The 25,940-nt window shown below is 63.2% G+C and carries 21 protein-coding genes; 10 read left to right on the top strand and 11 right to left on the bottom strand.

From position 1 onward, the window contains the following. Positions 1-215 precede the first annotated feature (215 nt). The 6 genes from CGZ66_RS25540 to CGZ66_RS25565 all read right to left on the bottom strand — a co-directional run bounded on the left by CGZ66_RS25540 (position 216) and on the right by CGZ66_RS25565 (position 6,904). Positions 216-1,631, bottom strand: coding sequence for a pyruvate dehydrogenase complex dihydrolipoamide acetyltransferase (locus CGZ66_RS25540; protein WP_095089226.1), 1,416 nt, complete (start codon positions 1,629-1,631; stop codon positions 216-218). A gap of 3 nt (positions 1,632-1,634) precedes the next feature. Beyond that, on the bottom strand, positions 1,635-2,633 hold the full coding sequence (locus tag CGZ66_RS25545; protein ID WP_095089228.1) for an alpha-ketoacid dehydrogenase subunit beta: 999 nt from the start codon (positions 2,631-2,633) through the stop codon (positions 1,635-1,637). Beyond that, on the bottom strand, positions 2,633-3,661 hold the full coding sequence (locus CGZ66_RS25550) for a thiamine pyrophosphate-dependent dehydrogenase E1 component subunit alpha (RefSeq protein ID WP_095089230.1): 1,029 nt from the start codon (positions 3,659-3,661) through the stop codon (positions 2,633-2,635). The genes CGZ66_RS25545 and CGZ66_RS25550 overlap by 1 nt, the downstream gene beginning before the upstream one ends. A 2-nt stretch (positions 3,662-3,663) precedes the next feature. Then, positions 3,664-4,992 (bottom strand): NAD(P)H-dependent oxidoreductase, encoded by a 1,329-nt coding sequence (locus CGZ66_RS25555; protein ID WP_095089232.1) that lies wholly within the window; start codon positions 4,990-4,992, stop codon positions 3,664-3,666. A gap of 273 nt (positions 4,993-5,265) precedes the next feature. Continuing rightward, a complete protein-coding gene (locus CGZ66_RS25560; protein ID WP_095089234.1) occupies positions 5,266-6,030 on the bottom strand; it encodes a phosphodiesterase in 765 nt (254 codons plus the stop codon). An 85-nt stretch (positions 6,031-6,115) separates the two neighbouring features. Beyond that, entirely contained in the window at positions 6,116-6,904 is a 789-nt protein-coding gene (locus CGZ66_RS25565; protein ID WP_095089598.1) for a 3-hydroxybutyrate dehydrogenase, read from the bottom strand. Between the two features lie 246 nt (positions 6,905-7,150). Between CGZ66_RS25565 and CGZ66_RS25570 the strand changes: the two genes are divergently transcribed. Together CGZ66_RS25570 and CGZ66_RS25575 are read left to right on the top strand one after the other, a co-directional pair. Next, positions 7,151-7,939 carry an acetoacetate decarboxylase gene (locus tag CGZ66_RS25570; RefSeq protein WP_095089236.1) on the top strand — a complete coding sequence of 263 codons (789 nt, stop codon included), beginning with the start codon at positions 7,151-7,153 and terminating at the stop codon, positions 7,937-7,939. After that, complete coding sequence (locus tag CGZ66_RS25575) at positions 7,932-9,092, top strand: patatin-like phospholipase family protein (RefSeq protein WP_095089238.1); 1,161 nt, start codon at positions 7,932-7,934, stop codon at positions 9,090-9,092. The genes CGZ66_RS25570 and CGZ66_RS25575 overlap by 8 nt, the downstream gene beginning before the upstream one ends. A 155-nt stretch (positions 9,093-9,247) precedes the next feature. Here the strand turns inward: CGZ66_RS25575 and CGZ66_RS25580 are convergent, their stop codons facing one another. After that, on the bottom strand, positions 9,248-10,849 hold the full coding sequence (locus CGZ66_RS25580; RefSeq protein ID WP_095089240.1) for an inorganic phosphate transporter: 1,602 nt from the start codon (positions 10,847-10,849) through the stop codon (positions 9,248-9,250). A 128-nt stretch (positions 10,850-10,977) separates the two neighbouring features. Continuing rightward, positions 10,978-12,192: an ROK family transcriptional regulator gene (locus tag CGZ66_RS25585; protein WP_095089242.1), complete on the bottom strand. Its 1,215-nt coding sequence runs from the start codon at positions 12,190-12,192 to the stop codon at positions 10,978-10,980. A 208-nt stretch (positions 12,193-12,400) separates the two neighbouring features. On the opposite strand from CGZ66_RS25585, the gene CGZ66_RS25590 reads away from it, so the two are divergent. The 6 genes from CGZ66_RS25590 (at position 12,401) to CGZ66_RS25615 (ending at position 18,483) form a co-directional block, all read left to right on the top strand. Next, a complete protein-coding gene (locus tag CGZ66_RS25590; protein WP_095089244.1) occupies positions 12,401-13,639 on the top strand; it encodes an extracellular solute-binding protein in 1,239 nt (412 codons plus the stop codon). 82 nt (positions 13,640-13,721) lie between these two features. Further along, positions 13,722-14,606: a carbohydrate ABC transporter permease gene (locus CGZ66_RS25595; RefSeq protein WP_095089246.1), complete on the top strand. Its 885-nt coding sequence runs from the start codon at positions 13,722-13,724 to the stop codon at positions 14,604-14,606. Continuing rightward, positions 14,606-15,451 (top strand): carbohydrate ABC transporter permease, encoded by an 846-nt coding sequence (locus CGZ66_RS25600; protein ID WP_095089248.1) that lies wholly within the window; start codon positions 14,606-14,608, stop codon positions 15,449-15,451. The genes CGZ66_RS25595 and CGZ66_RS25600 overlap by 1 nt, the downstream gene beginning before the upstream one ends. Next, on the top strand, positions 15,448-16,470 hold the full coding sequence (locus CGZ66_RS25605; RefSeq protein ID WP_095089250.1) for an SIS domain-containing protein: 1,023 nt from the start codon (positions 15,448-15,450) through the stop codon (positions 16,468-16,470). Before CGZ66_RS25600 ends, CGZ66_RS25605 begins: the two co-directional genes overlap by 4 nt. Then, the gene (locus CGZ66_RS25610) at positions 16,470-17,408 is read left to right on the top strand and encodes a PfkB family carbohydrate kinase (protein ID WP_095089252.1); all 939 of its coding nucleotides are present in this window, start codon (positions 16,470-16,472) and stop codon (positions 17,406-17,408) included. Before CGZ66_RS25605 ends, CGZ66_RS25610 begins: the two co-directional genes overlap by 1 nt. Further along, entirely contained in the window at positions 17,395-18,483 is a 1,089-nt protein-coding gene (locus tag CGZ66_RS25615) for an ABC transporter ATP-binding protein (protein WP_095089255.1), read from the top strand. The genes CGZ66_RS25610 and CGZ66_RS25615 overlap by 14 nt, the downstream gene beginning before the upstream one ends. Here CGZ66_RS25615 and CGZ66_RS25620 read toward each other — a convergent pair. Then, a complete protein-coding gene (locus CGZ66_RS25620) occupies positions 18,474-19,040 on the bottom strand; it encodes a TetR/AcrR family transcriptional regulator (RefSeq protein ID WP_095089256.1) in 567 nt (188 codons plus the stop codon). The two genes, CGZ66_RS25615 and CGZ66_RS25620, sit on opposite strands and share 10 nt — an antisense overlap. A gap of 145 nt (positions 19,041-19,185) precedes the next feature. On the opposite strand from CGZ66_RS25620, the gene CGZ66_RS25625 reads away from it, so the two are divergent. Together CGZ66_RS25625 and CGZ66_RS25630 are read left to right on the top strand one after the other, a co-directional pair. After that, complete coding sequence (locus tag CGZ66_RS25625; RefSeq protein ID WP_095089257.1) at positions 19,186-20,496, top strand: efflux RND transporter periplasmic adaptor subunit; 1,311 nt, start codon at positions 19,186-19,188, stop codon at positions 20,494-20,496. Continuing rightward, positions 20,493-23,576 carry an efflux RND transporter permease subunit gene (locus CGZ66_RS25630; protein ID WP_095089259.1) on the top strand — a complete coding sequence of 1,028 codons (3,084 nt, stop codon included), beginning with the start codon at positions 20,493-20,495 and terminating at the stop codon, positions 23,574-23,576. The genes CGZ66_RS25625 and CGZ66_RS25630 overlap by 4 nt, the downstream gene beginning before the upstream one ends. 275 nt (positions 23,577-23,851) lie before the next feature. Here CGZ66_RS25630 and CGZ66_RS25635 read toward each other — a convergent pair whose 3' ends face one another. Both CGZ66_RS25635 and CGZ66_RS25640 read right to left on the bottom strand, forming a co-directional pair. Further along, positions 23,852-25,222, bottom strand: a complete 1,371-nt coding sequence (locus CGZ66_RS25635; protein WP_095081263.1) for an IS1182 family transposase — start codon at positions 25,220-25,222, stop codon at positions 23,852-23,854. Between the two features lie 188 nt (positions 25,223-25,410). Then, complete coding sequence (locus CGZ66_RS25640; RefSeq protein WP_095089260.1) at positions 25,411-25,872, bottom strand: L,D-transpeptidase; 462 nt, start codon at positions 25,870-25,872, stop codon at positions 25,411-25,413. Positions 25,873-25,940 lie beyond the last annotated feature (68 nt).

Consider the following 25,940-nt stretch of genomic DNA (forward strand, 5'->3'; position numbering starts at 1 on the left):
CGCCTTGACCGGTTCCCGTCTCCCCTCCCTGCACGGCGCATATGACTGGTGGATGACAGCGCGCATGCCCGGTCCGATCAGGCAACGGCTTCGCGCGGAATGCTCTCACAGCACAACAACACCTGCCCGCGGAACCAGTGTTCCACGTGCCTCATGGCTGCACCTGGACCTGCGATCCTTCGGGGCACCCGAGGGCTTTGGTGAGCCGGCGGGCCCTAGACCAGCATGCCCATCGGGTTTTCGATCAGGCGTTTGAAAGCAACCAGCAATTCGGCCCCCAGCGCACCATCGACGGCGCGATGGTCGGTCGACAGCGTCACCGACATCACGGTGGCTATCTTGATCTCGCCGTTCTTGACCACCGCCCGCTCTTCACCGGCGCCGACCGCCAGGATCGTCGCATGCGGCGGGTTGATCACCGCGGCAAAGTCCTTGATGCCGAACATGCCGAGGTTGGACACCGCCGTGGTGCCGCCCTGATACTCTTCCGGCTTCAGCTTGCGGCTGCGCGCCCGGCTGGCCAGGTCCTTCATCTCGGTGGAGATGGTCGACAGCGTCTTTTCGTCCGCCTTGCGGATGATCGGCGTGATCAGACCACCGGGGATCGACACCGCAACGCCGACATCAGCATGCTTGTGCTTGACCATGGCGCTTTCGGTCCACGATGCATTGGCATCCGGCACCGCCTTCAGCGCCAGCGCCATTGCCTTGATCACCATGTCGTTGACCGACAGCTTGTAGGCCGGCACGTCACCCTTTTCAGTCTTCTTGACTGGGGCTGCCGCATTGATCTGCGTGCGCAATGCCAAGAGCGCATCGAGTTCGCAGTCGAGTGTCAGGTAGAAATGCGGGATGGTCGTCTTGGCCTCGACTAGGCGGCGCGCGATGGTCTTGCGCATATTGTCGTGCGGGACGAGTTCGTAGGAGCCTTGCTCGAACAGACGCAGCACGTCCCCCTCCCCCTTGAGGGGAGGGTGGCCGGCCAAAGGCCGGTCGGGTGGGGTCATCTCGGCGGTGCTCGGCGCCAGGGCGGTGTCTTCTGCGGCGCCCTCCTCCGTCCGCTTCGCGGACACCCCCCCCTCGATGGGAGAGGAAAGCGCTGCGTCGATATCGGCCTTCACCACGCGACCGTGCGGGCCGGTGCCTGATATTGCTGAAAGGTTGAGGCCAGCTTCACGGGCAAGACGACGAGCCAAGGGTGTTGCACGCGCGACCGATGCCGATTGGCCAATCTCCCCCCTTGAGGGGGAGATGCCCGGCAGGGCAGAGGGGCGCGCGACGGACTGAGATGCAGGTGGGACAGCGCCCCCCTCTGTCGACTTCGTCGACATCTCCCCCACGAGGGGGGAGATTGGCGCCTTGTCCTGCTTCGTAGCAGCCCCGTAAATTTCATCGTCGGCATAGATCCAGGCGACAGCCACGCCGACAGGAATGTCGATCCCCTCCTTCCCGGTGACGTCACGCAGCACGCCGCTGGCCGGCGCATCGATCTCCATCGCCGCCTTGTCGGTCTCGATCTCGAACAGCACATCGCCCTTCTTGACGCTGGCGCCTTCCTCGGCGAACCAGCGCGAGATCTGTCCGGTCGCCATGTCCATGTCGACCTTGGGAAGAATGACTTCGGTCGGCATCGATCAGCGAACCCCTTTCACGAGGTCGCGCGCAGCCGCGATGATGTCAGGAACTTGCGGCACGACAGCCTTTTCCAGCTCCGGATTGTAGGGGATCGGCGTCTCGGCGCCGCCCAGCCGCACGATCGGCGCATCGAGGTAATCGAACGCCTCGCTCTCGGCGATCATCGCGCTGACCTCGGCGCCGATGCCCAGCGTCTTGACCGCTTCGTAGACGCACATCAACCGCGATGTCTTCTTGACGCTGTCGATGACGGTCTGCTTGTCCATCGGCCGGATGGTCCGGAGATCGATGACTTCGATGTCGATGCCTTCGGCTTCCAGCGCCGCCGCGGCGTCGAGCGCCTTGTGCACCATGATCGAGGTGGCGACGATGGTCAGGTCGCGGCCCTCGCGACGGATGTCGGCCTTGCCGATCGGCACCGTGTAGTAGCCTTCGGGCACCGGGCCCTTCATCTTGTAGAGCAGCTTGTGCTCGAAGATCATCACCGGGTCGGGATCGGCGACTGCGGCCAGCAGCATGCCCTTGGCATCGTATGGTGTCGCCGGCTGGATGACCTTGAGGCCCGGCACATGGCCGAGCCAGGCCTCGAGGCTCTGGCTGTGCTGGGCCGCGGCACCTGTGCCGGAGCCGGCGGGAAAGCGCATCACCACCGGAACCGAAACCTCGCCGCCGAGCATGAAGCGCATCTTGGCGGCCTGGTTGACGATCTGCTCCATGGCGAGCGTGGCGAAATCGGAAAACTGGAACTCGAAGATCGGCCGCATGCCGGTGAGGGCGGCGCCCACCGCCATGCCCGCGCCACCCAGTTCCGAAATCGGCGTGTCGATCACCCGCTCGCTGCCAAACCGATCGACCAGATCGCCAGTCACCTGGAAGGCGCCCCCATAGACGCCGATATCCTCGCCCATCAGGAAGACGCATTCGTCCATGTCCATGGCGATCGCCATGGCTTCCTGGATCGCCTGGGCGTAGCTCAGTTCACGCACCATCGCGTCCATCACGCCTGCTCCGTATAGACATAATTGCCGGTGTCGCGCACATCCGGCGACGGGCTCGCCTTGGCGAACTCGATGCCGTCGGCGATCTCCTGTGCCACCGCGCCGCGAATGGCCTCGATGCCCTTGTCGTCGATGAAGCCGAATTCGCGCAGCTCGCTTTCGAACAGGGTGATCGGATCGCGGTTCGACATCCAGTCCTCGATCTCCTCCTTGCTACGATAGCGGTTGCGGTCGCTCTTGGAATGGCCGCGATGGCGATAGGTCTTGGATTCGATCAGCGTCGGCCCCTCGCCGGCGCGTGCACGCTCGACAGCCTTGTACGACGCCTCGGCGACCTCCGAAAAAATGTTGCCGTTGACGATGACACCCGGCATCGAATAGGCGGCAGCGCGCTCGGCGATGTTCTTGACGGCGGTCGAGCGCGCCGTCGAAGTCGACATGCCGTAGCCGTTGTTCTCGCAGACGAAAATCACCGGCAGCTTCCAGACCGAGGCCATGTTCAACGCCTCGTGGAAGGCGCCTTCATTGTTGGCGCCATCGCCGAAGAACGACACCACGACCTTTCCGGTCTTCATCATCTTGGCGGAAAGTGCTGCCCCAACGGCGATCGGAATGCCGCCGCCGACGATGCCATTGGCGCCGAGATTGCCCTTGCCGACATCGGCGATGTGCATCGAGCCGCCACGGCCCTTGCAGTAGCCGGTGGTTTTGCCGAAGAACTCGGCGAACATGCGCTTGACCTCGGCGCCCTTGGCGATGCAGTGGCCGTGGCCGCGATGCGTCGAGGTGATCTGGTCATCCTCGGCAAGCGGCATGCAGATGCCCATGGCGCTGGCTTCCTGGCCGATCGACAAATGCATTGTGCCGTGGATGAGGCCGCGCGTGTAGCACTCCTCCGCGCCCTCTTCGAAGCGCCGGATGAGGTACATCTTGTAGAGCACATTTCTGAGCTGCTCGGCGCTGTACTGTCGATAGACGAAGGGCAGGTTGGCGCGACTGTCGGCGACGGCTTTGCTGGCTCCGGCCATGGTCAGGCTCCCACGGACCCGTAGACGAGCTTGTCCTGGCGGGCGCGCAATTCGGCGATCTTGGAGCCTGGCGCGGGAGCAGCATTCGCATAGGTGATGAGCTCGCCCTTCTTGATCTGCTGGGTCACCGAGCCGCCTTGCAGCAGGCCGCAGGGAATGGCCTTGGCGGCGCGCGCCTCCAGCGCCGTCATGATCCAGGCGCGGTAGCAATATTCGCCGATGGCATCGAGCTTCTCACCCGGCTTCATGTCCTTCTTGGCCACCGCGCAGACTTCGGCCGTTGGTTTCGCCAGCGGGACCATATCCGCCTTGCCGTAGAGCACGACACGGGCGCAGGTCAGCGGCACTTCGAGCGAGGTCAAATGATAGGGGCGGTGGAAGGTGAAATACGGACCCTTGCCCATGTTCAAATCTTCCATGCGCTCCGAAATGCGCGGGTGCGACATGTCGGCGACGACGAAGACGCCAGGCGCGACACCCTTGCCGATCGAGTAGTCGACGACGCCGACCTTCGACAGCACGCCGCCGTCCTTCTGCGGCACCAGGACCTTGGACAGTTCGCCAAGCGTCGCCGCTGGGCCGTGCATCCCGGGCTTGTCCGGAACCAGTCCGGTGGCATTGGCGATCGCCGCCATCTCGACCATGGTCTTGGAGCCATCGACGAATTCGACCAGCATGCGCACATTCATATGCCGGCGCTCGGCCTCCTCCTCATAGTCGGGGGGCGTGGCGTCGATGTTGAGCGGATTGTTCTTGCCCTTGCCGGCGGCGACGATCGGATGGCCCATCGCCGAGACGAATTCGATCAGCTCCATGCAGGACGACGGCTCGTCGCCGGCACCCAGCGAATAGGTGACGCCAAGCCTGTCTGCCTCGCTTTTCAGATAGGCACCGATGGTGACGTCGGCCTCGACATTCATCATCACCAGATGCTTGCCATGCTCCATGGCGCGCAGGCCGATCTCGGCGCCGACCGCCGGAACGCCGGTGGCGTCGATGACGACATCGATCAGGTCATTGTCGATGACCAGGCTGGCATCATTGGTGACCGCGACCTTGCCGGCCTCCATCGCCGCCGTCATCGCCGAAGCGTTCGACACTTCGCGCGCATGGCCGGTTTGCTGGAAGGCGATATCCACCGCCTTGCTGGCGGCGGGCAGGTTCAGTTCGGAAATGGCGCCGATCTCGATGCCGGACATATGAGCGACGCGGGTGACGATATCGGTTCCCATCTCGCCGGAGCCGATCAGGCCGATGCGGATGGGCTTGCCCGACCTGGCGCGCTCCTCGAGATCGCGGGCAAGGCCCGTCAACGAAACATTGGAAGCCATACCGCTCGTTCCTCCCATAATGCAGGCTATTCAACTGCCTGACCGGTATTGAACATATGTATTTCTGTCAAGACTAATGTGCATACTTGTCGTTTTTTTGGCGCCCCATTGTGGAGGCTCCGCGTGACCCAAAACAGCCCACCAAAGCGGGGCCGCGCAGCGGGTTGCGCAGACAACACACTGGCATGGCTGCGTGCCTCCCGGCACACGGATTCTGGGTAGCTTGTCCACCGGTCGTGGCGATCGCTGCGCCACGCCTCTCGACGCTTCAGGCTATGGAGCCGTCGGCACCGGAAAATCGTGAAAATGCACGATCACCCCACCCGCATCGATCAGGATCACGGCATAGGCAGGTGGCTCGTGGCCGAGGCTCCAGCCCTCCGAGAAATCCAGCGCGGTCTGATGATTGGTGCTGCGCAACGTGCTGACGGGAATGCCACGCCAGCTGCCGGCGATCAGCCGGTGGACGTGTCCGGCGAAGATGTGGCGGACATTGCCGTGGCGTAGCAGAACCTCATGCAAGGCATCGGCGTCGACCAGCATGACACGGTCGAGCTCGGGGATGTGGATCCGGAACGGCGGATGGTGCATGAACAGGAAGACCGGCCGATCGCAGGCCTCTTGCAGCCGCTCATCGAGCCAGTCGAGACGCGCTGCACATAGCTTGCCCTCGACACGTCCGCTGTCCAGCGTGTCGAGCAGGATCAGGCGGCCATGAGCGCCATCGACGACGCTCTGGACGAAGCCGCGCTCGGCGGTGGCTTGCGGGAACATCTCGAGAAACAGTGCCCGGTCGTCATGGTTGCCGAGCATCAGCCGGCAGGGCGGACCGAATTTTGTCAGACTCTCTCTCAGCGCGGCATAGGCGGGGCGCTCGCCGTCATTGGTCAGGTCGCCGGAAATCACCACCAGATCAGCGTCGGCATGGTTGGCGCCGATGTCGGCAAGGCAGGCTTGCAACCTGGAGAGCGGATTGGAGCCGTAAAGAAGACCGCCCGGCGTCATCAGATGGGGATCGGATATCTGGATGACTTTCATGGACCTGGCCGGGATGCTTCCTGCTGGCGGCTTTCATGTTGAAGCCTGGCAACACCAGCCGGCAAACGAAACGCCTTGACCATCCTCACTGTGCGGTCCAGCCGCCGTCCATGGGCAAGGTCGTGCCGGTGATCTGCTTGGCAGAATCCGAGCACAGGAACAGCGTCAGCGCGGCAAGTTCGTCGACGGTCACAAATTCCTTGGTCGGCTGCGCCGCCAGCAACACGTCGTGCTTGACCTGTTCCTCGGTCATGCCGCGCGCTTTCATCGTGTCGGGAATCTGCTTTTCGACCAGCGGCGTCCAGACATAGCCTGGCGCGATCGCATTGACCGTGATGCCGTCAAGCGCTGTCTCGAGAGCCACCGTCTTGGTCAGGCCGGCAATGCCGTGCTTGGCCGACACATAGGCCGACTTGAACGGCGAAGCGACCAGCGCATGCGCGGAGGCCGTGTTGATGATGCGGCCCCATTTGCGCGCCTTCATGCCGGGCAGCGCGGCCTTGATCGCATAGAAGGCGGCGAGCAGGTTGATGCGGATGATGGCTTCCCATTTGTCGTCCGGGAAGTCCTCGATCGGCGCGACATGCTGGATGCCGGCATTGTTGACCAGGATATCGAGGCTGCCGAACGCGGCCTCGGCCTCATGCACCATGGCGCTCACCGCCGCGCCGTCCATCATGTTGGCATCGGAGTAGCGGCACTTGACGCCGAAATCCTTCTCGATGCCGGCGCGCTCCTTTTCGATTGCCGCGGCATCGCCCAGCCCGTTGATGGTGACGTTTGCGCCTTCAGCGGCAAAGGCGCGGGCTATTGCCAGGCCGATACCGCTGGTCGAGCCGGTGACGAGGGCATTCTTCGAAGACAGGGAACCCATGGTGATCTCGCGCGAGGTGGGAGGGAACATGACATATAATTGTGCATCGCAGCATGACAATGGCAGAGCCATGTGTCGATGCGATTACAGCCTGACGACACCGCTGGAACATGGCTCCTGTCCCTTCGAAACCGCTGTCGCCGGGGTGACACGGCACTGTCATGGTGCCGTGCAACATAATCGGTTGCGCATTCGCGCGGTCATTCCTGACGAAATTTTGCCTGTAAAAGACCTTGGGGGTGCAGCTTGGAAATCGCCGATGTCGTCAAGCGCGCCTATGCGATGCCGCTGACCAATCCGTCCTTCCCTCCGGGGCCGTATCGTTTCTTCGATCGCGAATACGTCATCATCACCTACCGCACGACGCGCGAGGCGCTCGAGGCCGTCGTGCCGGCGCCGCTGGAGATCGATGAGCCGCTGGTCAAGTACGAATTCATCCGCATGCCTGATTCAACTGGCTTCGGCGACTATACCGAGACCGGCCAGGTGATCCCGGTGCGCTACAAGGGCCAGCACGGCGGCTACGTTCATTCGATGTATCTCGACGACGACGCGCCCATCGCCGGCGGGCGTGAACTGTGGGGATTTCCCAAGAAGCTGGCCAGCCCCAAGATCGTGCATGAGGGCGAAGTGGTGGTCGGCACGCTGCACTATGGCAGCGTTCTGTGCGCCACCGGCACCATGGGCTACAAGCACCGTGAGGCCGATCACGATTCCGTGCTTGCCTCGCTGGCTGCTCCCAACTTCCTGGTCAAGATCATCCCGCATGTCGACGGCACGCCGCGCATCTGCGAGCTGGTTCGCTACTACCTTACCGATATCACGCTGAAGGAGGCATGGACGGCGCCCGCGGCACTCGATCTGCGGCCCCATGTCATGGCCGACGTGGCGAAGTTGCCGGTGCTCGACATCGTATCGGCTGTTCATTTCACCGCCGATCTGACGCTCGGGCTGGGCGAGGTGGTTTACGACTACCTTGCTGATCGCAACCACTCCGAGATCAGCGCAACCCAGCCGGAGAAAATTCGTGCTTGAACGCAATCGCAAGAAGGAGGCCACCGCCACCATTGAGGAAATCTCGGCGCAGTATGACCGTATCGCGCTGGTGTTTCAGGGTGGCGGCGCGCTCGGCGCCTATCAGGCCGGGGTCTATCAGGCACTGGCCGACGCCGGCTGCGAGCCGAGCTGGCTTTCCGGCGTATCGATCGGCGCCATCAATGCGGCGATCATCGCCGGCAATGAATCAAGCCGCCGCCTGCAGCGTCTCGAGCAGTTCTGGCAGACGATCTCGGGCCGCAAGATCTGGGCCTTTACGCCGGAAGGCGACATCTACCGCGACATCCGCAACCGCACCAGTTCGTGGATGACGATGACCATGGGCCAGCCCGGCTTCTTCAAGCCGCGCAATCCCAATCCCTGGTTCGAACAGCCGGGAGCCGAAGGCGCCACCAGCTTCTATGACACGGCCGAATTGAAGGAGACGCTGGAAAGCCTGATCGACTTCGATATCCTCAACGACGGCAAGAAGCGGCTGAGCGTCGGCGCGGTCAATGTCAGGACCGGCAACTTCGTCTATTTCGACACCGAGAAAGTGCGCATCGAACCGGAGCATATCATGGCCAGCGGCGCACTGCCGCCGGCCTTCCCGTCGATCCGCATCGAGGGCGAATACTACTGGGACGGCGGCATCGTCTCCAACACGCCGCTGCAATACCTGCTCGACCAGGAGGAAGACCGCTCATCGCTGGTGTTCCAGGTCGACCTGTTCAGCGCGCGCGGCACCTTGCCACGCGGCATGGCCGACGTGCTGTCGCGGCACAAGGACATCATGTATTCCAGCCGCACGCGGCAGAACACCGACAATTTCCAGCGCATCCATGCGCTGAAGATGAAGCTGCTCGAGGCGCTGAAGCGCGTGCCCGCCGAACTGTTGAAGGATGGCGAAAAAGAGCTGATCGAGGACTATTCGCAGGCCGGCGTCGTCAACATCGTCCACCTGATCTACCAGCACAAAGGCTATGAAGGTCACGCCAAGGACTACGAATTCTCCGGCACCTCGATGCGCGAGCACTGGGAGATGGGGCTGGAGGACACGCAGCGCACGCTGCGCCATCGCCAGTGGCTGACCCTGCCGACCAATGTCGAAGGCGTCGCCATCCACGATCTGCACCGCGAGGATCCGACCTGAGGTCATTGCTGCGCCTTCCTCTGACGAGGCGCACGCCAAATTTCACAGTTTTGCAGACCAAGGCCTTCGGCCGCGTTGAAATAAGCCAGACTACCCCAAACGAAAGACGGCGCCGAAACCGGCGCCGTTTTCATTTCAACATCTGATTGTCCGCTCTAGAACACCTGGCGGAAGACGATGAACAGCACGAAGGCGAGCGTGATCGAGCACGGCAAGGTCAGCACCCAGGCAAGCAGCAGGTTGCGCACCGTCGACCATTGCAGGCCCGAACCGTTGGCCGCCATCGTTCCGGCAACGCCCGACGACAGCACGTGCGTTGTCGACACCGGCAGTCCTAGCCGGTCGGCCATGCCGATGGTCACCATCGCGACAAGCTCCGCGGCGGCACCCTGGCCATAGGTCAAATGGCTCTTGCCGATCTTCTCGCCGACTGTGACGACGATGCGCTTCCAGCCGACCATGGTGCCGAGGCCGAGCGCCAGGGCAACGGCGACCTTCACCCAGATCGGGATGAACTTCGTCGCGTTGTCGACCGCCTTGTGATAGTCGGTGACCGCTTTCAGATCGGCCGCCTCCATCGCCAGCAACTTCTTCTTGTCGATCAGCTTGAGTGCCTCGCCGATCAGGTAGATGTCGTTGCGGGCGTTGCTGACCAGATCGGTCGGCACGTTGTCGACAGTGGCATAGGGCTGCAGGCCCGCTGTCGTGTTGTGGATGTAGGTCTGCAGCGCGACCGTCGTCTGGTCGTTCCAGGTCCGGGTGCGCACGGCATCCTGGACGGCGGCCTTGGCGTCGGTGACGGTGACGCCCGGCTTGACATATTTGCCCAGCGCCTGTTCGACGCTGACGGAAGCCGACTTGTAGGCCTCGAGATAGTTGATGTCGGGCGTCCGGTTCAGCGCAAAGGCCGTCGGCACGACACCGATCAGGATCAGCATGATAAGGCCCATGCCTTTCTGTCCATCGTTGGAGCCGTGCGCGAAGCTGACGCCGGTGCAGGTGAAGATCAGCAGCCCGCGGATCCACCATGGCGGCGGCGTGTTGCCTTTCGGCGCTTCGTAGAGGGCCGGATTGCGCACGAGCAGCTTCATCGCATAAAGCAGGATCGCCGCCGCGAAGAAGCCGATGATCGGCGACACCAGCAAGGTGATGCCGACATTGGTCGCCTGCGACCAGTCGACGCCGCTGGTGGCGCTGCCGGCAGGCGCCATGAACTGGTTGGCGAGGCCGACGCCGATGATCGAGCCAACCATCGTGTGCGAGCTCGACGCCGGCAGGCCGAGGAACCAGGTGCCGAGGTTCCACAGGATCGCGGCGACGAGCAGTGCGAACACCATGGCAAAGCCGGAGGATGAGCCGACCTGCAGGATCAGCTCGACCGGCAGCAGCGACAGGATGCCGAAAGCGACCGCACCGCTGGAGGTGAGAACCCCGAGGAAATTGAAAGCGCCCGACCACATGACCGCGAACTCGGCCGGCATGGAGCGTGTGTAGATGACCGTCGCCACCGCATTGGCGGTATCATGAAAGCCGTTGACGAACTCGAAGCCGAGCGCGATCAGCAAGGCAATGCCGAGCAGGATCCACGGCACGGTCTTGGCCTCGGCCAGATCCTGGCTGAGCGCATAGCCGACATAGACGACGCCAACGAGCACCAGCACGCCGAAAGCCGGCAGGAACCACTTCGCGCTACCCGAATTGTGCAGCGGATGATCCGGTCTCGGAATGCCCGCCTCACTAGAAACTATGTCCACCATGTCCCACTCCTATTGCATTGCAGCAAAGAACCGGGACGAACGCTATGTCCGCACAATGAACCCTGTGTGACGATATCGAACACAACTTCCGAGGACATTTCAGGCGAAAAACCTGGCGGCCGACGCTGTCAGGCGCCGCGCGACCGCGTCTTCAGGATCGCCGAAAACAGCGGATCGAAGGCCCGGCTGATCGGCGCCGCGGCGGCACCGAGCGCGATCGACCAGGGATCGGTGGTGCCGAGCTGCAGGCGCGGCAAATTCCGCTCCGGCCGGTCGGCGATCGACGGCAGCAGCGGATGCATCGCCTCGACCAGCCGGCGGGCCAGCGCTTCCGGCGCTCCGCTGGTCAGGATGACGGTCTGCGGATCGAAGATCGTTTCGATGAGATGCACGCTCCAGCGTAGATCATGCGCCGCACCATCGATCCAGGCAATGATCTTGGGATCCTCGGCCGCGACCAGGCCGTTCATCTGTTGGTAGATGTCGTCGTCGGCCGGGTTGAGGCCGAGATGCTGGTAAAGCGAGGCCAGCGACGCGCGATGTTCGAGCGGCGTCGAGCCGGGGCCGGCCGGCGACAGCAGCGCCATGCCGATCTCGCCGGCATTGCCATAGCCGCCGCTGTAGAGCTCGCCGTTCAGGATCAGTCCGGCGCCGATGCCGTAACCGACGTAGAGGCAGACCGCGTGATCGACACCATGCGCCGCACCGACGATGCGCTCCGCCGTCGCGCAGGCGGCGGCATCATTTTGCAAGCTGACATTCAGGCCTGTGCCTTCGGCGAGCGTCTCCAGCAGCGGAAACTTTTGCCAGGCCGGCATCATCCATTTATCGTCCGAATTCTTCAGCCCGAAAGGACCCGGCATGGCGACGCCGAGGCCGACGAGCCTCTCTTCGGATTGGGCGGACATCTGGGATAGCTCACGCCGGACGCCGCCGACCAGGCCAAGGATCACCTCGACGCCCTTCGACGGCTCATCGAACGGCAGGTTGGCCTCGGCTCGCGCCAGCACGCTGCCGACCAGGTCGACGGCGACCGCCCGCGTCAGGTGGCGATCGATCTGCAGCCCGATGGCGAAGGCGCCTTCGGGAACCAGTCTGTAAGGGGTGGAGGGCTGGCCCCTGCCCTTGCGCACCGCCTCGAGGGCAATGACCAGGCCGTCGCTTTCGAGATCCTCGATGATGTTAGAGACCGCCTGCTTGGTGAGTTGGGTCGCCCGCGCCAGGTCGGCGCGCGACAGGGCGCCATTGAGGCGCAGCGCCTCGATCATGACACGACGGTTGTGCGCGCTCGTGCCTTCCTGGTTGGTGCCGCTCTTGGCGCGGATCGGGCTGATATCGTCCACCGGCGTTTCCCTCTTGACTCCATTAGGATATTGATCGACTAATTAAGTCAAGCGAATTGACTTAATAGCAAACCGACGCAGAAAAAGACGGCCAGGGCTTTGTGCCGGGCGCCGCCCACGGTCGGGGACCATTGGGTCACGTGACATCAATCCGGGGAAGGCAACGCATATATCGCCCGCCCGCCAACATCGGAAATGGGAGAAGAAGATGCTGAAATCGATCGGTAAGACACTCTTGGGCGCAGTCTTTGTCGGAGGATTGCTCGTTCCCCATGCTTTCGCCGAAACGTCCATCAATGCGCTTTTCATGGCGCAGGCCGCCTACAGCGAGGCTGACGTACGCGCCATGACAGACGCCTTCACGAAGGCCAATCCCGACATCAAGGTCAATCTCGAATTCGTCCCCTATGAGGGCCTGCACGACAAGACCGTGCTCGCGCAGGGCTCGGGCGGTGGCTACGACGTCGTGCTGTTCGACGTCATCTGGCCGGCCGAATACGCCACCAACAAGGTGCTGGTCGATGAGTCGTCGAAGATCACCGGCGACATGAAGAAGGGCGTGCTGCCCGGCGCCTGGACCACGGTCCTGTATGAAGGCAAGTACTACGGCATGCCGTGGATCCTCGACACCAAATACCTGTTCTACAACAAGGATATCCTGGAGAAGGCCGGCATCAAGGCGCCGCCGAAGACCTGGGAAGAACTCGGCGAACAGGCCAAGATCATCAAGGACAAGGGCCTGCTGAAGACACCGATCGCCTGGAGCTGGTCGCAGGCCGAGGCCGCGATCTGCGACTACGCCACGCTGGTCAGTGCCTATGGCGGCGACTTCCTCAAGGACGGCAAGCCGGACTTCCAGAATGGCCCCGGCGTCGCGGCGTTGAAATACATGGTCGACAGCTACAAGTCGGGCCTCACCAATCCCAATTCCAAGGAATTCCTGGAAGAGGACGTGCGCAAGGTCTTCGAAAACGGTGACGCCGCCTTCGCGCTGAACTGGACCTACATGTACAACATGGCCAACGATCCGAAGGACAGCAAGGTGGCGGGCAAGGTCGGCGTTGTGCCGGCGCCAGGCGTCAGTGGCACCAGCGAGGTGTCGGCCGTCAACGGCTCGATGGGCCTTGGCGTCACAGCGGTCTCCAAGCATCCGGACGAAGCCTGGAAATACATTGAATTCATGACCTCGCAGGCGACGCAAAACCAGTATGCCAAGCTCTCGCTGCCGATATGGGCGTCGTCCTATGACGACCCGGCGGTGACCAAGGGCCAGGAAGAGCTGATCGCCGCCGCCAAGCTCGGCCTGGCTGCGATGTATCCGCGCCCGACCACGCCGAAATACCAGGAGCTGTCGACCGCCTTGCAGCAGGCGATCCAGGAATCGCTTCTCGGCCAGTCGTCACCGGAAGACGCCTTGAAGACCGCCGCGCAAAACAGCGGCCTCTGAGCACTGTTGTCGTTCAACATGGGCGGCCTTGTGCCGCCCATGTTATGTCCAGATCAAAGATGAACGAAGAAAGGCTGCTCCGATGTCGGGCACCTGGATGACAACCCGTGCATGGCTGTTGATGCTGCCGCTGCTCGTGGTCATGGTCGCCGTCATCGGCTGGCCGCTGGCCGATACCGTCGGGCTTTCCTTCACCGACGCCAAGCTTGTCGGCACGGGCGGCAATTTCGTCGGCTTCGACAATTATGCGAACATGCTGTCCAGCTCGAATTTTTCGCGCACGCTGGTCACCACGACACTCTTCGCGGTGATTTCGGTCGCCGCCGAAATGGTGATCGGCGTTCTCGCAGCACTGCTGCTCAATCAGCAGTTTCATGGCCGCGCCATCCTGCGCGCCTTGATGATCCTGCCCTGGGCGCTGCCGACCGTGGTCAACGCCACCCTGTGGCGGCTGATCTACAATCCCGAATATGGCGCGCTCAACGCTGCCCTCACACAAATGCACCTCATCGATGCCTACCGTTCCTGGCTCGGCGAGCCGGGCACCGCGCTGGCGGCGCTGATCGTCGCCGACTGCTGGAAGAACTTTCCGCTGGTGGCGCTGATCGCGCTGGCCGCGCTGCAGGCGGTGCCGCGCGACATCACCGCCGCCTCGCTCGTCGACGGCGCCGGGGCTTTCAACCGCTTCCGCTTCGTCATCCTGCCCTATCTCGCCGGCCCGCTGATGGTGGCGCTGGTGCTGCGCACCATCGAGGCTTTCAAGGTCTTCGACATCATCTGGGTAATGACCCGCGGCGGCCCGGCCAACAGCACGCGCACGCTGTCGATCCTCGTCTACCAGGAGGCCTTCTCCTTCCAGCGCGCCGGATCCGGCGCGTCGCTGGCGCTGATCGTCACCTTGCTCGTCACCGTGCTGGCCGTCGCCTATGCGGCGCTGGTGCGCAAGACCGCCGGGAGTGCCGCCTGATGGAACGCCAGAGCCCGGCCTTCACCATCTTCATCCATGCCTGCGCTTTGCTGCTCGCAGCCGTCATCCTGGCGCCCCTTGCCTGGCTGTTCATCATGAGCATCTCGCCGGCCGCCGACCTTGCCGCCAAGCCGCTGCGCTGGTGGCCGCAAAGTGCTGACTTCTCGCGCTACGGGCAATTGCTGTCGACCGCCGAAAACAGCGCCGGCGCTGCCTTCACCTCATCGTTGCGCAACAGCCTCGAGATTGCCGGCATGGCCACCATCGCGGCGCTCGCGCTGGCGATCCCGGCCGGCTGGGCCGTCTCGCGCACGCCGTCGATCGGCTGGTCGCTGTCGATGGTCATCGCCACCTACATGCTGCCGCCGGTGGCGCTTGCCGTGCCGCTTTATATGGGCCTGTCGTATCTCGGCCTGCTCAACAATGTCTTCGGCCTGGCGCTGGTCTACCTGACCATTCTGGCGCCCTTCACCACCTGGCTGATGAAGTCTGGTTTCGACTCGATCCCACGCGAAATCGAGGCGGCGGCAATGATCGACGGCGCCGGCCTGTTCCAGACGCTGCGCATCATAACGCTGCCGCTGGCCGCACCTGTGATGGCGACATCGGCGCTGTTTGCCGTGCTGCTTGCCTGGGACGAATTCTTCTATGCGCTGCTGTTCACCTCGGACCAGCGCGCCAAGACCCTGACCGTCGCCATCGCCGATTTGGCCGGCGGCCGTGTTTCCGACTACGGATTGATAGCTACTGCCGGCGTGCTGGCAGCCTTGCCGCCTGTGCTGATCGGCCTGGTCATGCAGCGAGCGCTGATCTCCGGACTGACCAGCGGCGGTGTGAAAGGATGACGATGACCACTGGCAAGAGCCGCCCCGCCGGGCTCATGGCGATCGACCGCGAGATGGCGCGCCAGCATGCCGATGCGATCGCGTCGTTCGAACGCAACGCGGCCATGGCGGCAAAGGTCGCCGCCTCGATCCGGCAGAGCGGGCGCCTTTTGCTGCTCGGCATGGGCGGCTCGCATGCCGTCGGCCGCGCCGTCGAGCCGCTCTACCGCGCGCTTGGCATCGATGCGCTGGCACTGCCGCTTTCCGAGCAACTCGGCCAACCGCTGCCGCTGGCCGGCAGGACGGTGCTTGTCACCTCACAGTCCGGTGAGAGCGCCGAGGTCGTCAGATGGTTCTCGGAGGCTGGCAGCACCGCCGATGTTTTCGGCCTGACGCTTGAAGGCGATTCGTTCCTGGCTCGCACGGTGCCTTGCCTGGTCGGCGCCGGCGGCACCGAACTGGCGTTTGCCGCGACCCGCAGCCTCACCGTGACCTTCGCTTTGCATCTGGCGATCCTCGCGGCACTCGGCGAGGATCCGAGTGCCGCGCTTGACGCCCTGGATCAGCCACAAGACAACGACATCACACAGGCGCTCGCAGCACTGGCCGAAGCGACGGCCATCGTCACCTCGGGCCGCCGGTTGCAAGGTCTCGCCGAAGCGCTGGCACTTGGCCTCACCGAACTGTCGCGCCTGCCGTGCTTTTCACTCGAGGGCGGCCAGTTGCGTCACGGGCCGATGGAAATGCTCGGCCCGCACATCGGCGTCATCCTGTTTCGCGGCAACGACCCGACATCGGATCTGGTGACCGCCATGGCCATGTCCGTGGTCGAGGCCGGCGCACCGCTCGTCGTCTTCGATTCGTCCGGGCAAATGCCAGTCGCAGGAGCCGTGACGCTTTCCTTCAAACCGGCTTCCGGTATGGCCGCGATCTTCGCCATGCTGCCTCTAGCGCAACGCCTGATGATCGCTTTCGCCGATGCCCGTATCGACAATGCCGGCACGCCGGTTCGCTCGACCAAGATCACCAGGAGCGAGTGATGCGTCCGCTTGCGGTGATCGGCAACGTCAACGTCGACCTGATTGTCGGCCCGGTAGCGCCGTGGCCTGTCGCCGGAACTGAGACCGTCGTCGACCACGACGAATTGCGCGTCGGCGGTCAGGCCGGCAACAGCGCGCTGGCCTGGGACGCGCTAGGCGTCGATTTCGCCGTTGCCGCCAATGTCGGCGACGACCAGTTCGGCCGTTGGCTTCGCGAGGCCTTCGGCCGCCGCGCCGAGAAATGGCCGGTCCGCCCTGAAGGCACGACGCTGTCCGTCGGCATGACCCACCCGGACGGAGAGCGGACCTTCTTCACCACACGCGGACATCTGCCGCGCTTCGGCCTCGGCGATGTGTTTTCCATGCTCGACGGCAGGGCGCTCTCGGGCGGCTACGCGCTGTTGTGCGGCTCTTTCCTGACCGACGATCTCACACGCCATTACGACGCGTTTTTCGACTGGGCGGACAGCAACGGCATTGCGGTCGCGCTCGACACCGGCTGGCCGATCGATGGCTGGACCGAGGCCAATTGCACGGCCACCCGCGCATGGCTGTCGCGCTGCGAACTGGCGCTGTTCAACGAGGTCGAGACCGTGACCCTGGCCGGAACGCAGAGCCCTGTGGAGGCGGCCCGCGCGCTCCGGTCGAGCATGAGGGAAGGCGCGACCTTCGTCGTCAAGCGCGGCCCGCTGGGCGCCATCGCCATCGGCCCGGACGGCGCAGTTGTCGAAGCCGCCGCGCCCGATGTCCGGGTGGTCGACACGATCGGCGCCGGCGATGTCTTCAACGCCGCCTTCCTCGCTGCACTGGCGCAGGAGCAGCCGCTGTCGGCCTGTCTCTCCGCCGCGACGCATGTGGCGTCGCGCGCGATTTCCACCTTGCCCCGCAACTATGGTGGGCCGATGCAGTTCAGGGAATCCACACATGAGCGCGCTTGAAATCCGCGACATCCGCAAGAGCTACGGCAGTGTCGAGACGCTGAAAGGCATCGACATCGCGCTGCAGAGCGGCGAATTCCTGGTGCTGCTCGGCTCCTCGGGCTGCGGAAAATCGACGCTGCTCAACATCATCGCCGGGCTGGCCGAGGCGACCAGCGGCGATGTGCTGATCGGCGGCCGCTCGATCCTTGGCGTTCATCCCAAGAACCGCGATATCGCCATGGTCTTCCAGTCCTATGCGCTCTATCCGAACCTGACCGTCCACCGCAACATCGGCTTCGGATTGGAGATGCGCGGGGTTGCCGCCGAAGAGCGCGACAGGGCGGTACACGAAGCGGCGAAGCTGCTGCAGATCGAGACCTTGCTGGACCGCAAGCCCAGCCAGCTTTCCGGCGGTCAGCGCCAGCGCGTCGCCATTGGCCGGGCGCTCGTGCGCAAGCCGCAGGTCTTCCTGTTCGACGAGCCGCTGTCCAATCTCGACGCCAAGCTGCGCCTGGAAATGCGGACCGAACTGAAGCGCCTGCACCAGATGCTGCAGACCACGATCGTCTATGTCACCCATGACCAGATCGAGGCAATGACGCTGGCGACCCGCATCGCGGTGATGCGCGACGGCCGGATCGAGCAACTCGGCACGCCCGAAGATATCTACGACCAGCCGGCGACACTCTATGTCGCGGGCTTTGTCGGCGCGCCGTCGATGAACATGCTGCAGGCGGTCGTCGCCGACGGAAAGCTGGCCATTGCCGATACCGACGTGCGGATACCCGTGCCTGCACGCTATCGAAACTCGGCCCGTGACAGCGCACGGGTCGTCGTCGGCATCAGGCCCGAAGCGCTTCGCGCGACGTCCGGTGCTGCGACGGACTTGTCGTTGCCCGTTGAGATCGAGGTCGTCGAACTGACCGGACCCGAACTGGTCACCACGGCCCGCATCGGTGCACAGCGGCTGACGGCTTGCCTGCCGCCACGGACCCGGCTTGCCAAGGGCCAAACATGCAGCTTCGCCTTCGATGAGACAGCGCTTCGCTTGTTTGACCCGGCAACCGGCAAGGCCTTCCTGGATCAGCCCTGATCGATGTCCTCGCGGGTATGCGGCGACCCCGCAATCTCAAGCAGGGACGACACCAGCAACTGCCGTTCGTCTTTCGAAAGGACATCCGCATCGAAGAGGCTCATGCTGCGCAGCCCTTCTATGGCCAGGTAGCAGACCAGCAGCGACTTCAGATCCGGCGTCTCGCCTTTCAGCCGCTCGAAAAGCTGCTGCTTGAACGTCTTTATCGGCGTCATGAAGTCGGGATCCTCGGCGATCGCCGAAAAGATCCAGGATGCCGATGGCCGCTTCTCCTCGCAATCGCTTGCCGACAGCGTGATGTAGACGGCGAGTGGGTTTTTGCCTTTGTCGGCACTGTTTGCGGTTTCGAGCGCTTGCCCGAAGTCACGCAAATAGCCCTCGACCAGTCCTTGCATCAACTTGGCCTTGGTCGGGAAATTGTAGAGCAACCCACCTTTCGATACGCCGGCGCGGCTGGCGACCGCTTCCAGCGACAGGCTGCCGGGCCCGGATTCTCGTGCGACGTCCGCCGCCGCAGCAAGAATCTTCTCGCGCGAATTCGATCTTGGAGCTTTCATGGCCCCTCCCATCGCAAGCTTAGGCCCAATTGACAAGACCGTCCAGACGGTACAGTAAGACCGCCGTTATTTGAAATCGGGACCCGCAGTCGATATGTGTCCCGATGTCCGCGCTTCGCGCCGGATTTCGGCTGAGGGGACTTCCTTGTTCAAGCGCATCCTTCGTATCGTCATCATCGCCCTGGTTCTGCTCGTCCTCTTCGTCGTGGTCGGTGGCATTGTCGGCTTCAACTTCCTGCGCGACAACGGCATCAAGCAGTATTTCGCAACGATGAAGCCGCCGGCGGCGACCGTGTCGACGACCATCGCCAAGCCGTCGACCTGGACGCCGGGCGTCGAGGCGATCGGTACGGTCAGGGCTGTGCGCGGTGTCGATCTGACGGTTGAAACCACCGGCATCGTCAAGGAGATCCTGTTTCACGCCAACCAGAAGGTTGCGGAAGGCGCGGTCCTGCTGCAACTCGACGGTGCGGTCGAGCGCGCCGATCTGGAAGCGACGAAGGCGCAAGTCGCGGTCGTCCAGATGGCGCTGACTCGCGCCATTGAACTGCAGAGGCGTGGCGTCAATGCGGACGCTACGCTTGACACGGCGCGGGCAACCGCATCGGCAACCGCCGCGCAAGTGAACAAACTTCAGGCGGTGCTCGACCAGAAGCAGTTGACGGCGCCTTTCAGCGGCACGGTGGGCATTCCGAGAATCGACCTCGGCCAGTATCTGGCGCCAGGCACCGTAGTGGTGACGCTGCAGGATCTGGACACGATGCGGGTCGATTTCTCGGTGCCGGAACAACAACTGCCGCTGCTCAAGATCGGCCAGACGGTGCGGCTGGGCATCGGCGGCGGCGAGATGCCCTATGCCGGTACCATTCGCGGCATCGACCCGAAAATCGACCCGTCCAGCCGGTTGGTGAATATCAGGGCGGAAGTCGCCAATCCTGAAGGCAAGCTGACCCCTGGCCAGTTCGTGCAGGTCCGTGTCGAACTGCCCGAAGAGCAGAATGTGCTGGCGCTGCCGCAGACGGCGCTGACCACCAGTCTCTATGGCGACTATATATTCGTCGTGCAGCCGGCGAAGCCCGCCGAAGCGCCCCCCACGCAGGCAGCCAAGCCGGAGGAAAAGCCCGCCGCGTCGGCAACCGACAAACCGGCGGACGGCCAGCCCGCAGACAAAAAGCCCGCGGATACCAAGCCGGCCGATGCGATGAAGCCGGCAGACAAGGCTGCCGATCCGGCCAAGCCGGCGGCGGAAGCCGACAAGCCCGCGCTGGTGCTGTCGCAGGTCTTCGTCAAGCCCGGTCGTCGCAACGAGGGCATGGTCGAGATCGTCGAGGGGCTGAAGGCTGGAGACGAAGTCGTCACCGCCGGTCAGAACCGGCTTTTCAATGGCATGTCCGTCGCGGTCGACAACACCATCGACCCGACCAAATCGGCGAACAAGCAGGCCGACCAGCAATGAGCTTTTCCGATATCTTCATTCGCCGGCCTGTCCTTTCGACGGTCCTTGCCTGCATGATCCTGCTGCTGGGTTTCCAGGGCATCTTCAACCTGTCGATCCGGCAATATCCGAAGGTCGACGAGACGGCGATCACCATCACGACGGCCTATCCGGGCGCCAGTGCCGACCTGATCCAGGGTTTCATTTCCGCCCCGATCGCCCGCGCCGTCGCCTCGACCGAGAACATCGACTACGTCACCTCTTCGAGCCGTCCGTCCTCCAGCACCGTGACGGTGCAGATGAAGCTTGGCTCCAACCCCGACGTGGCACTGACCGAAGTGCTGTCCAAGGTCCAGGGCGTGCGCGGCACCTTGCCGGACGCTTCCAAGGATCCCGTCATCGTCAAGGGCACGGGCCAGCAGTTCGCGATGATGTACATCTCGATGCAGAATCCGAACATGACGAAGGAGCAGTTGACGGAGTACATCGAGCGCGTCATCCGGCCACGCATGTCGACGGTCGAAGGCGTCGCCGACGTGCAGATCTTCGGCGCCCAGGAATACTCGATGCGCGTCTGGATCGACCCGGTCAAGCTTGCCGCGCGCGGCGTGACGGCCGCCGAAGTTCTGGAGGCGATCGATAATTCCAACTTCCTTTCGGCACCGGGCAATACGCAGAACGAGTATGTCGTCTCGTCGATCACCGTGCGCTCGACACTGCAGACGCCGGAAGCGTTCGCCGCGCTGCCGCTGCGCTCGACCGACGGCAACGTGGTGCGGCTGCGCGACGTAGCTCGCGTCGAACTCGGCGCCGAGAACACCGACACCAGGGTCAGCTTCAACGGCAAGCCCGGCACCTTCCTCGCCATCTTCCCGACACCGGCGGCCAACCCGCTGACCACGGCGGCGGCGCTCACCAAGCTCGTGCCGCAGATTCAGGAAACACTGCCGAAGGGCATGACGATTGAGGTCGTCTACGATGCGACCGGGCAGATCAGTGCCTCGATCGACGAGGTGTTCAAGACCATCGCCGAGGCAGTTGCCATCGTCGTCGTCGTCATCCTTTTGTTCCTTGGCTCTTTCCGTTCGGTGATGATGCCGATCGTCACAATCCCGCTGTCGCTGATCGGCGTCTGCTTCCTTTTGTTTGCGGTGGGCTATTCGATCAATCTTCTCTCCCTGCTGGCCATGGTGCTGGCCATCGGCCTCGTCGTCGATGACGCCATCGTGGTGGTGGAAAACATCCACCGTCACATGGAAGAAGACCATATGTCGCCGATGCAGGCGGCGTTCAGCGGCATGCGCGAGATCGCCTCGGCCATTGTCGCCATGACGATGACGCTGGCAGCCGTGTTCGCGCCGCTGGCCTTCACCGGCGGCCTGACCGGCGCGCTGTTCCGCGAATTCGCGGTCACGCTCGCCGGCTCGGTTGTGCTGTCAGGTGTCATCGCCGTCACCATCACCCCGATGATGTCGGCGCGCCTCTTGAAGTCCGGCACACCGGGCCGTTTCCAGCGCATTGTCGACGGCACCTTCGCGCGGGTCGAACACGTCTACGAGAGGGCCGTCACCGGTTCGCTGAACTATCGCCCGCTGACGCTGATCATCGTGCTCGCGCTTGTCGGCGTCACCGGCTTCATGTTCACCAAGACCTCGAGCGAACTGGCGCCGGAAGAGGACCAGGGCTTTCTGCTCTCGATTGTGACAGCGCCACGCTATGCGACGTCCGACTACACCGAGACATACGTCAACCAGATGCTCGGCCTGGTGAGGGATATTCCCGAGACGCGGGCGCAGTTCTCCGCCGTCGCCTTCGGCGGTGAGACAAACAGCGCCTTCGTCGGCTTTGCCTTCAAGGACTGGGCTGAACGCAAACGCAATTCCAAGGAATTGCAGGCCGACATTACGGCCCGTCTCGCCAAGGTGGCGGGTGTCCAGGCCTTCGTCTTTGCGCCACCGACGCTGCCGGGCTCCGGCGGCGGCCTGCCCATCGCCATGGTGGTACGATCGACCGGCGATTCCTCGGAAGTGTACGATGTGGCGGAGAAGATCAAGAACAAGGCGCAGGCCTCCGGTCGCTTCATCGTCGTGCAGAATTCGATGGCCTATGACGCGCCGCAGGTGACGGTGACCATCGATCGCGACCGCGCCGCGGCCCTCAACCTGCCGATCGCCGATATCGGCCGGACGCTGACCTTGCTTGTCGGCGGCGCCGAAGTGGCGCAGTTCGATCGCGACTCCAACAGCTACGACATCATTCCGCAGGTGCCGCAGGAATTCCGCGACAATCCCGAAAAGCTCGGCCAATACTTCGTGCGCAGCGTGACGGGCGAGATGGTGCCGCTGTCGGCCGTGGTGAAGATCTCCAACAATGCCGCGCCGGCGGCCATCGAGCAGTTCAACCAGCTGAATTCAGCAACGATTTCCGCGCTTCCGCTGCCCGGCGTCACCACCGGCGACGGGCTGAAGGCACTGGAGGACATCGCCAGAGAGAACCTGCCCGATAGTTTCTTCATCGATTACTCCGGCCAGTCCAGGCAGGAGAAAGAACAGGGCAACACCATCCTGATCGCCTTTGCGGCGGCCGTCATCGTCATCTATCTGGTGCTGGCGGCGCAGTTCGAAAGCTTCCGCGACCCGCTGATCATCATGATGGCGGTGCCGCTGTCGATCTTCGGCGCCATCGTGCCGCTCAATCTGGGTCTCGGCACGCTCAACATCTATACGCAGGTCGGCCTGATCACGCTGATCGGCCTGATCACCAAGCACGGCATCCTTCTGGTCGAGTTCGCCAACCAGCAGCGTGAAATCCATGGCATGCGGCGGCGTGACGCCATCATCGCCTCAGCCAAGGTCCGCCTGCGCCCGATCCTGATGACGACGGCGGCGATGGCGCTTGGCGTGGTGCCGCTGATCACGTCAAGCGGTGCGGGCGCCGCTGCGCGCTATTCGATGGGCCTAGTCATCTTCACCGGCATCCTGGTCGGCACCATGTTCACGCTCTTCGTCGTGCCCATGTTCTACACCTTCATCGCCAGCAAGGACCTGCCGCATCTGGCCGAGAAGCCGGATCCCAAGCTGATGCCGGCACTGCCGAACTAGAGCAATTCCAGGAAAAGTGTGAAACGGTTTTCCGTCCGGAATTGCGTCAAAACAAAGAGTTAGAGCAGTCGGCCGTTTCAGAGAAACGGTGAACTGCTCTAAAGCAAAACAGGATGACAACAAAAAAGGGGCCGGAAAATTCCGGCCTCAGACTGCTGACAAACCCCGTCTATTTTAGGCGGGGTTTTGTTTTATGCGACTGAACGGGTTAGCGATTTCGTTGTCAGGACAATTTGACAGGAGGTTGCAGGACGGGGACCCGTGGTTCGCTGGCCTCAGGCGATGCCTGGTTTTGGCTTTGGCCACAGGCAAAGGGCGATTTTCTTGATGTTCTGGGCGGCGGCTGCAATCAGGCACTGGCAGGCGACGCGAACGTGACTTCGGAAGCGGGCGTAGCGGTGGCCATGCAGTTGCTTGGCGTCCGCGAAGGAGCGCTCGACGGTCTCCTTGCGGCGGCGGTAGATAAGCTTGCCCCAGCCGGTGAGGCGATTGGCGTCGATGCGCTCTCGCGCATCTTGCCAGACATGGCGGGTGATGGTGCGTGTCGCGGCGGCGTTGGTCGTGCAGGAGGCCAGCAGCGGGCAGGTTTGGCAAATGGCCGGGTCGCTCTTGTATTGGCGGTAGCCGTTGCGATCGGTGGTGGCGTAGCTGAGAAGCTGGCCCTGTGGGCAGCGATAGCCATCCAGATCCGGCTCATAAGCGAAGGCGGTTTTCCTCATCATGCCGGGCTTGGGTGGTGTTGGATTGCGATAGCCGGTGACGCCGAGGATGTCGCGGTCCTCCAATCCCTTGGCGATGCCAGCGGTTGCGTATCCCGCATCGAGCCCAACCGCCCCCACTTGGAAGCCGAAGCGTTGGCGCTGTCGGTCGAGGCGTGAGAGATAGACGATCGAGTCATGCACGTTGGCCGGCGTGGCATGGGTGTCGGTGATGATGGCATGGGCGGCGTCCACCGTGCGGTGGTCGAGATAGAAGAAGCCCTTCGGCTTGCCGTCGCGCACCATGTAGCCGCTGTCGGGGTCGGTACGCGACACCTTGGTCTGCTTCTCGGCGGGCTGGCGTTCCTTCTCCTTCAACGGCTTCTTGCCATGTTGGACCCGGTCCTCCTCGATCGCGGCGTCCAGCGCTTCCCAGTAGTCGGCGCGCGACTTGGCCACCACCGCAAGGTCGAAGCGGTTCTTGTTGGCGCTGGCCTTCAGATGCGTACTGTCGGTGTAGAGCACTGTGCCGTCGACAAGCCCATGCCGGATCGCCTGCTCGACGATCCTGTCGAAGATACCCTGCGCGATGGTCTCATCCTGATAGCGCCGGCGTCGGTTCTGCGACAGCGTCGAGGCGTCGAACACCTTGTCCGTCAGCTTCAGCCGCAGGAACCAGCGATAGGCGACGTTGACCTCGATCTCGCGCACCAACTGGCGTTCCGAGCGAACCCCAAACAGGTAGCCGATGAACAGCGCCTTGAACATCAAGGTCGGGTCGAGCGGCGGCCGGCCATTGTCGGCGCAGTACAGCGGCGCGGTCAGATCGTGGATGAACGAAAAGTCGATCGCGCGCTCGATCTTGCGCAACAGATGATCAGCCGGAACAAGCTGATCCAACGTTACCATCTCAAGCGCGGTCTGTTCGGGGGCGGGTCGCTTCAACATGACCCAGTGAATCAAAAACCCCCAGCAAAAGCCAGGGGTTTGTCAGCAGTCTGGGGCCGGAAAATTCCGGCCTCTTTTTTTGGCTGGGCTCGATACCGCCGGTTTGAGCTGTACTCGATACCGCGCAAACTTTCCTGCGGGAGCCTTGAACGAGGACGCGGCAGTTGGCCTGCTCGTTTCACAGCCTGCTACTTGACGATGACGATGCTGGTGTTGGTCGGCCCGAACATTTCGACGAGTTGATAGAAATCGGCCGCGTTGTCGGGATGCAGCCGCACGCAGCCATGCGAAGCCGGCTGGCCGAGACGCTTGATCGCGTTGGTGGCATGCACCGCATAGCCGCCGCTGAAGAAGACCGAGTGGGGCATCGGCGCGTTGTCGTACTTCTTCGAATACCACATCTCATGCATGCGCGTCGGCTTGAACGAGCCGGTCGGCGTCACATGGGCTCCGTCGCCGGTGGAAACCTTCCAGGCGAAGGCTGGCCGACCGTCGACCGACACTTCCATGACCTGCTGTGAAAGCGAGACGCGCGCCACAATCTTGTTGGCGGCGTGCGCTGCGCCCGAGCCGGCGCCGAACAACAGTGCCGCACCAGTCAGGGCGGCGGCGGCGACGTTGATCAGCTTGGCGGAAATGGCGGTGTGCATGATGGTATCCCCTCTCTCTGCCGGACTTGGCCGGCTCCAATTCGATGGCTGCTTATCCCAATGGCATG

It is taken from the genome of Mesorhizobium sophorae (assembly GCF_002270415.1).
GTDB lineage: Bacteria > Pseudomonadota > Alphaproteobacteria > Rhizobiales > Rhizobiaceae > Mesorhizobium > Mesorhizobium sophorae.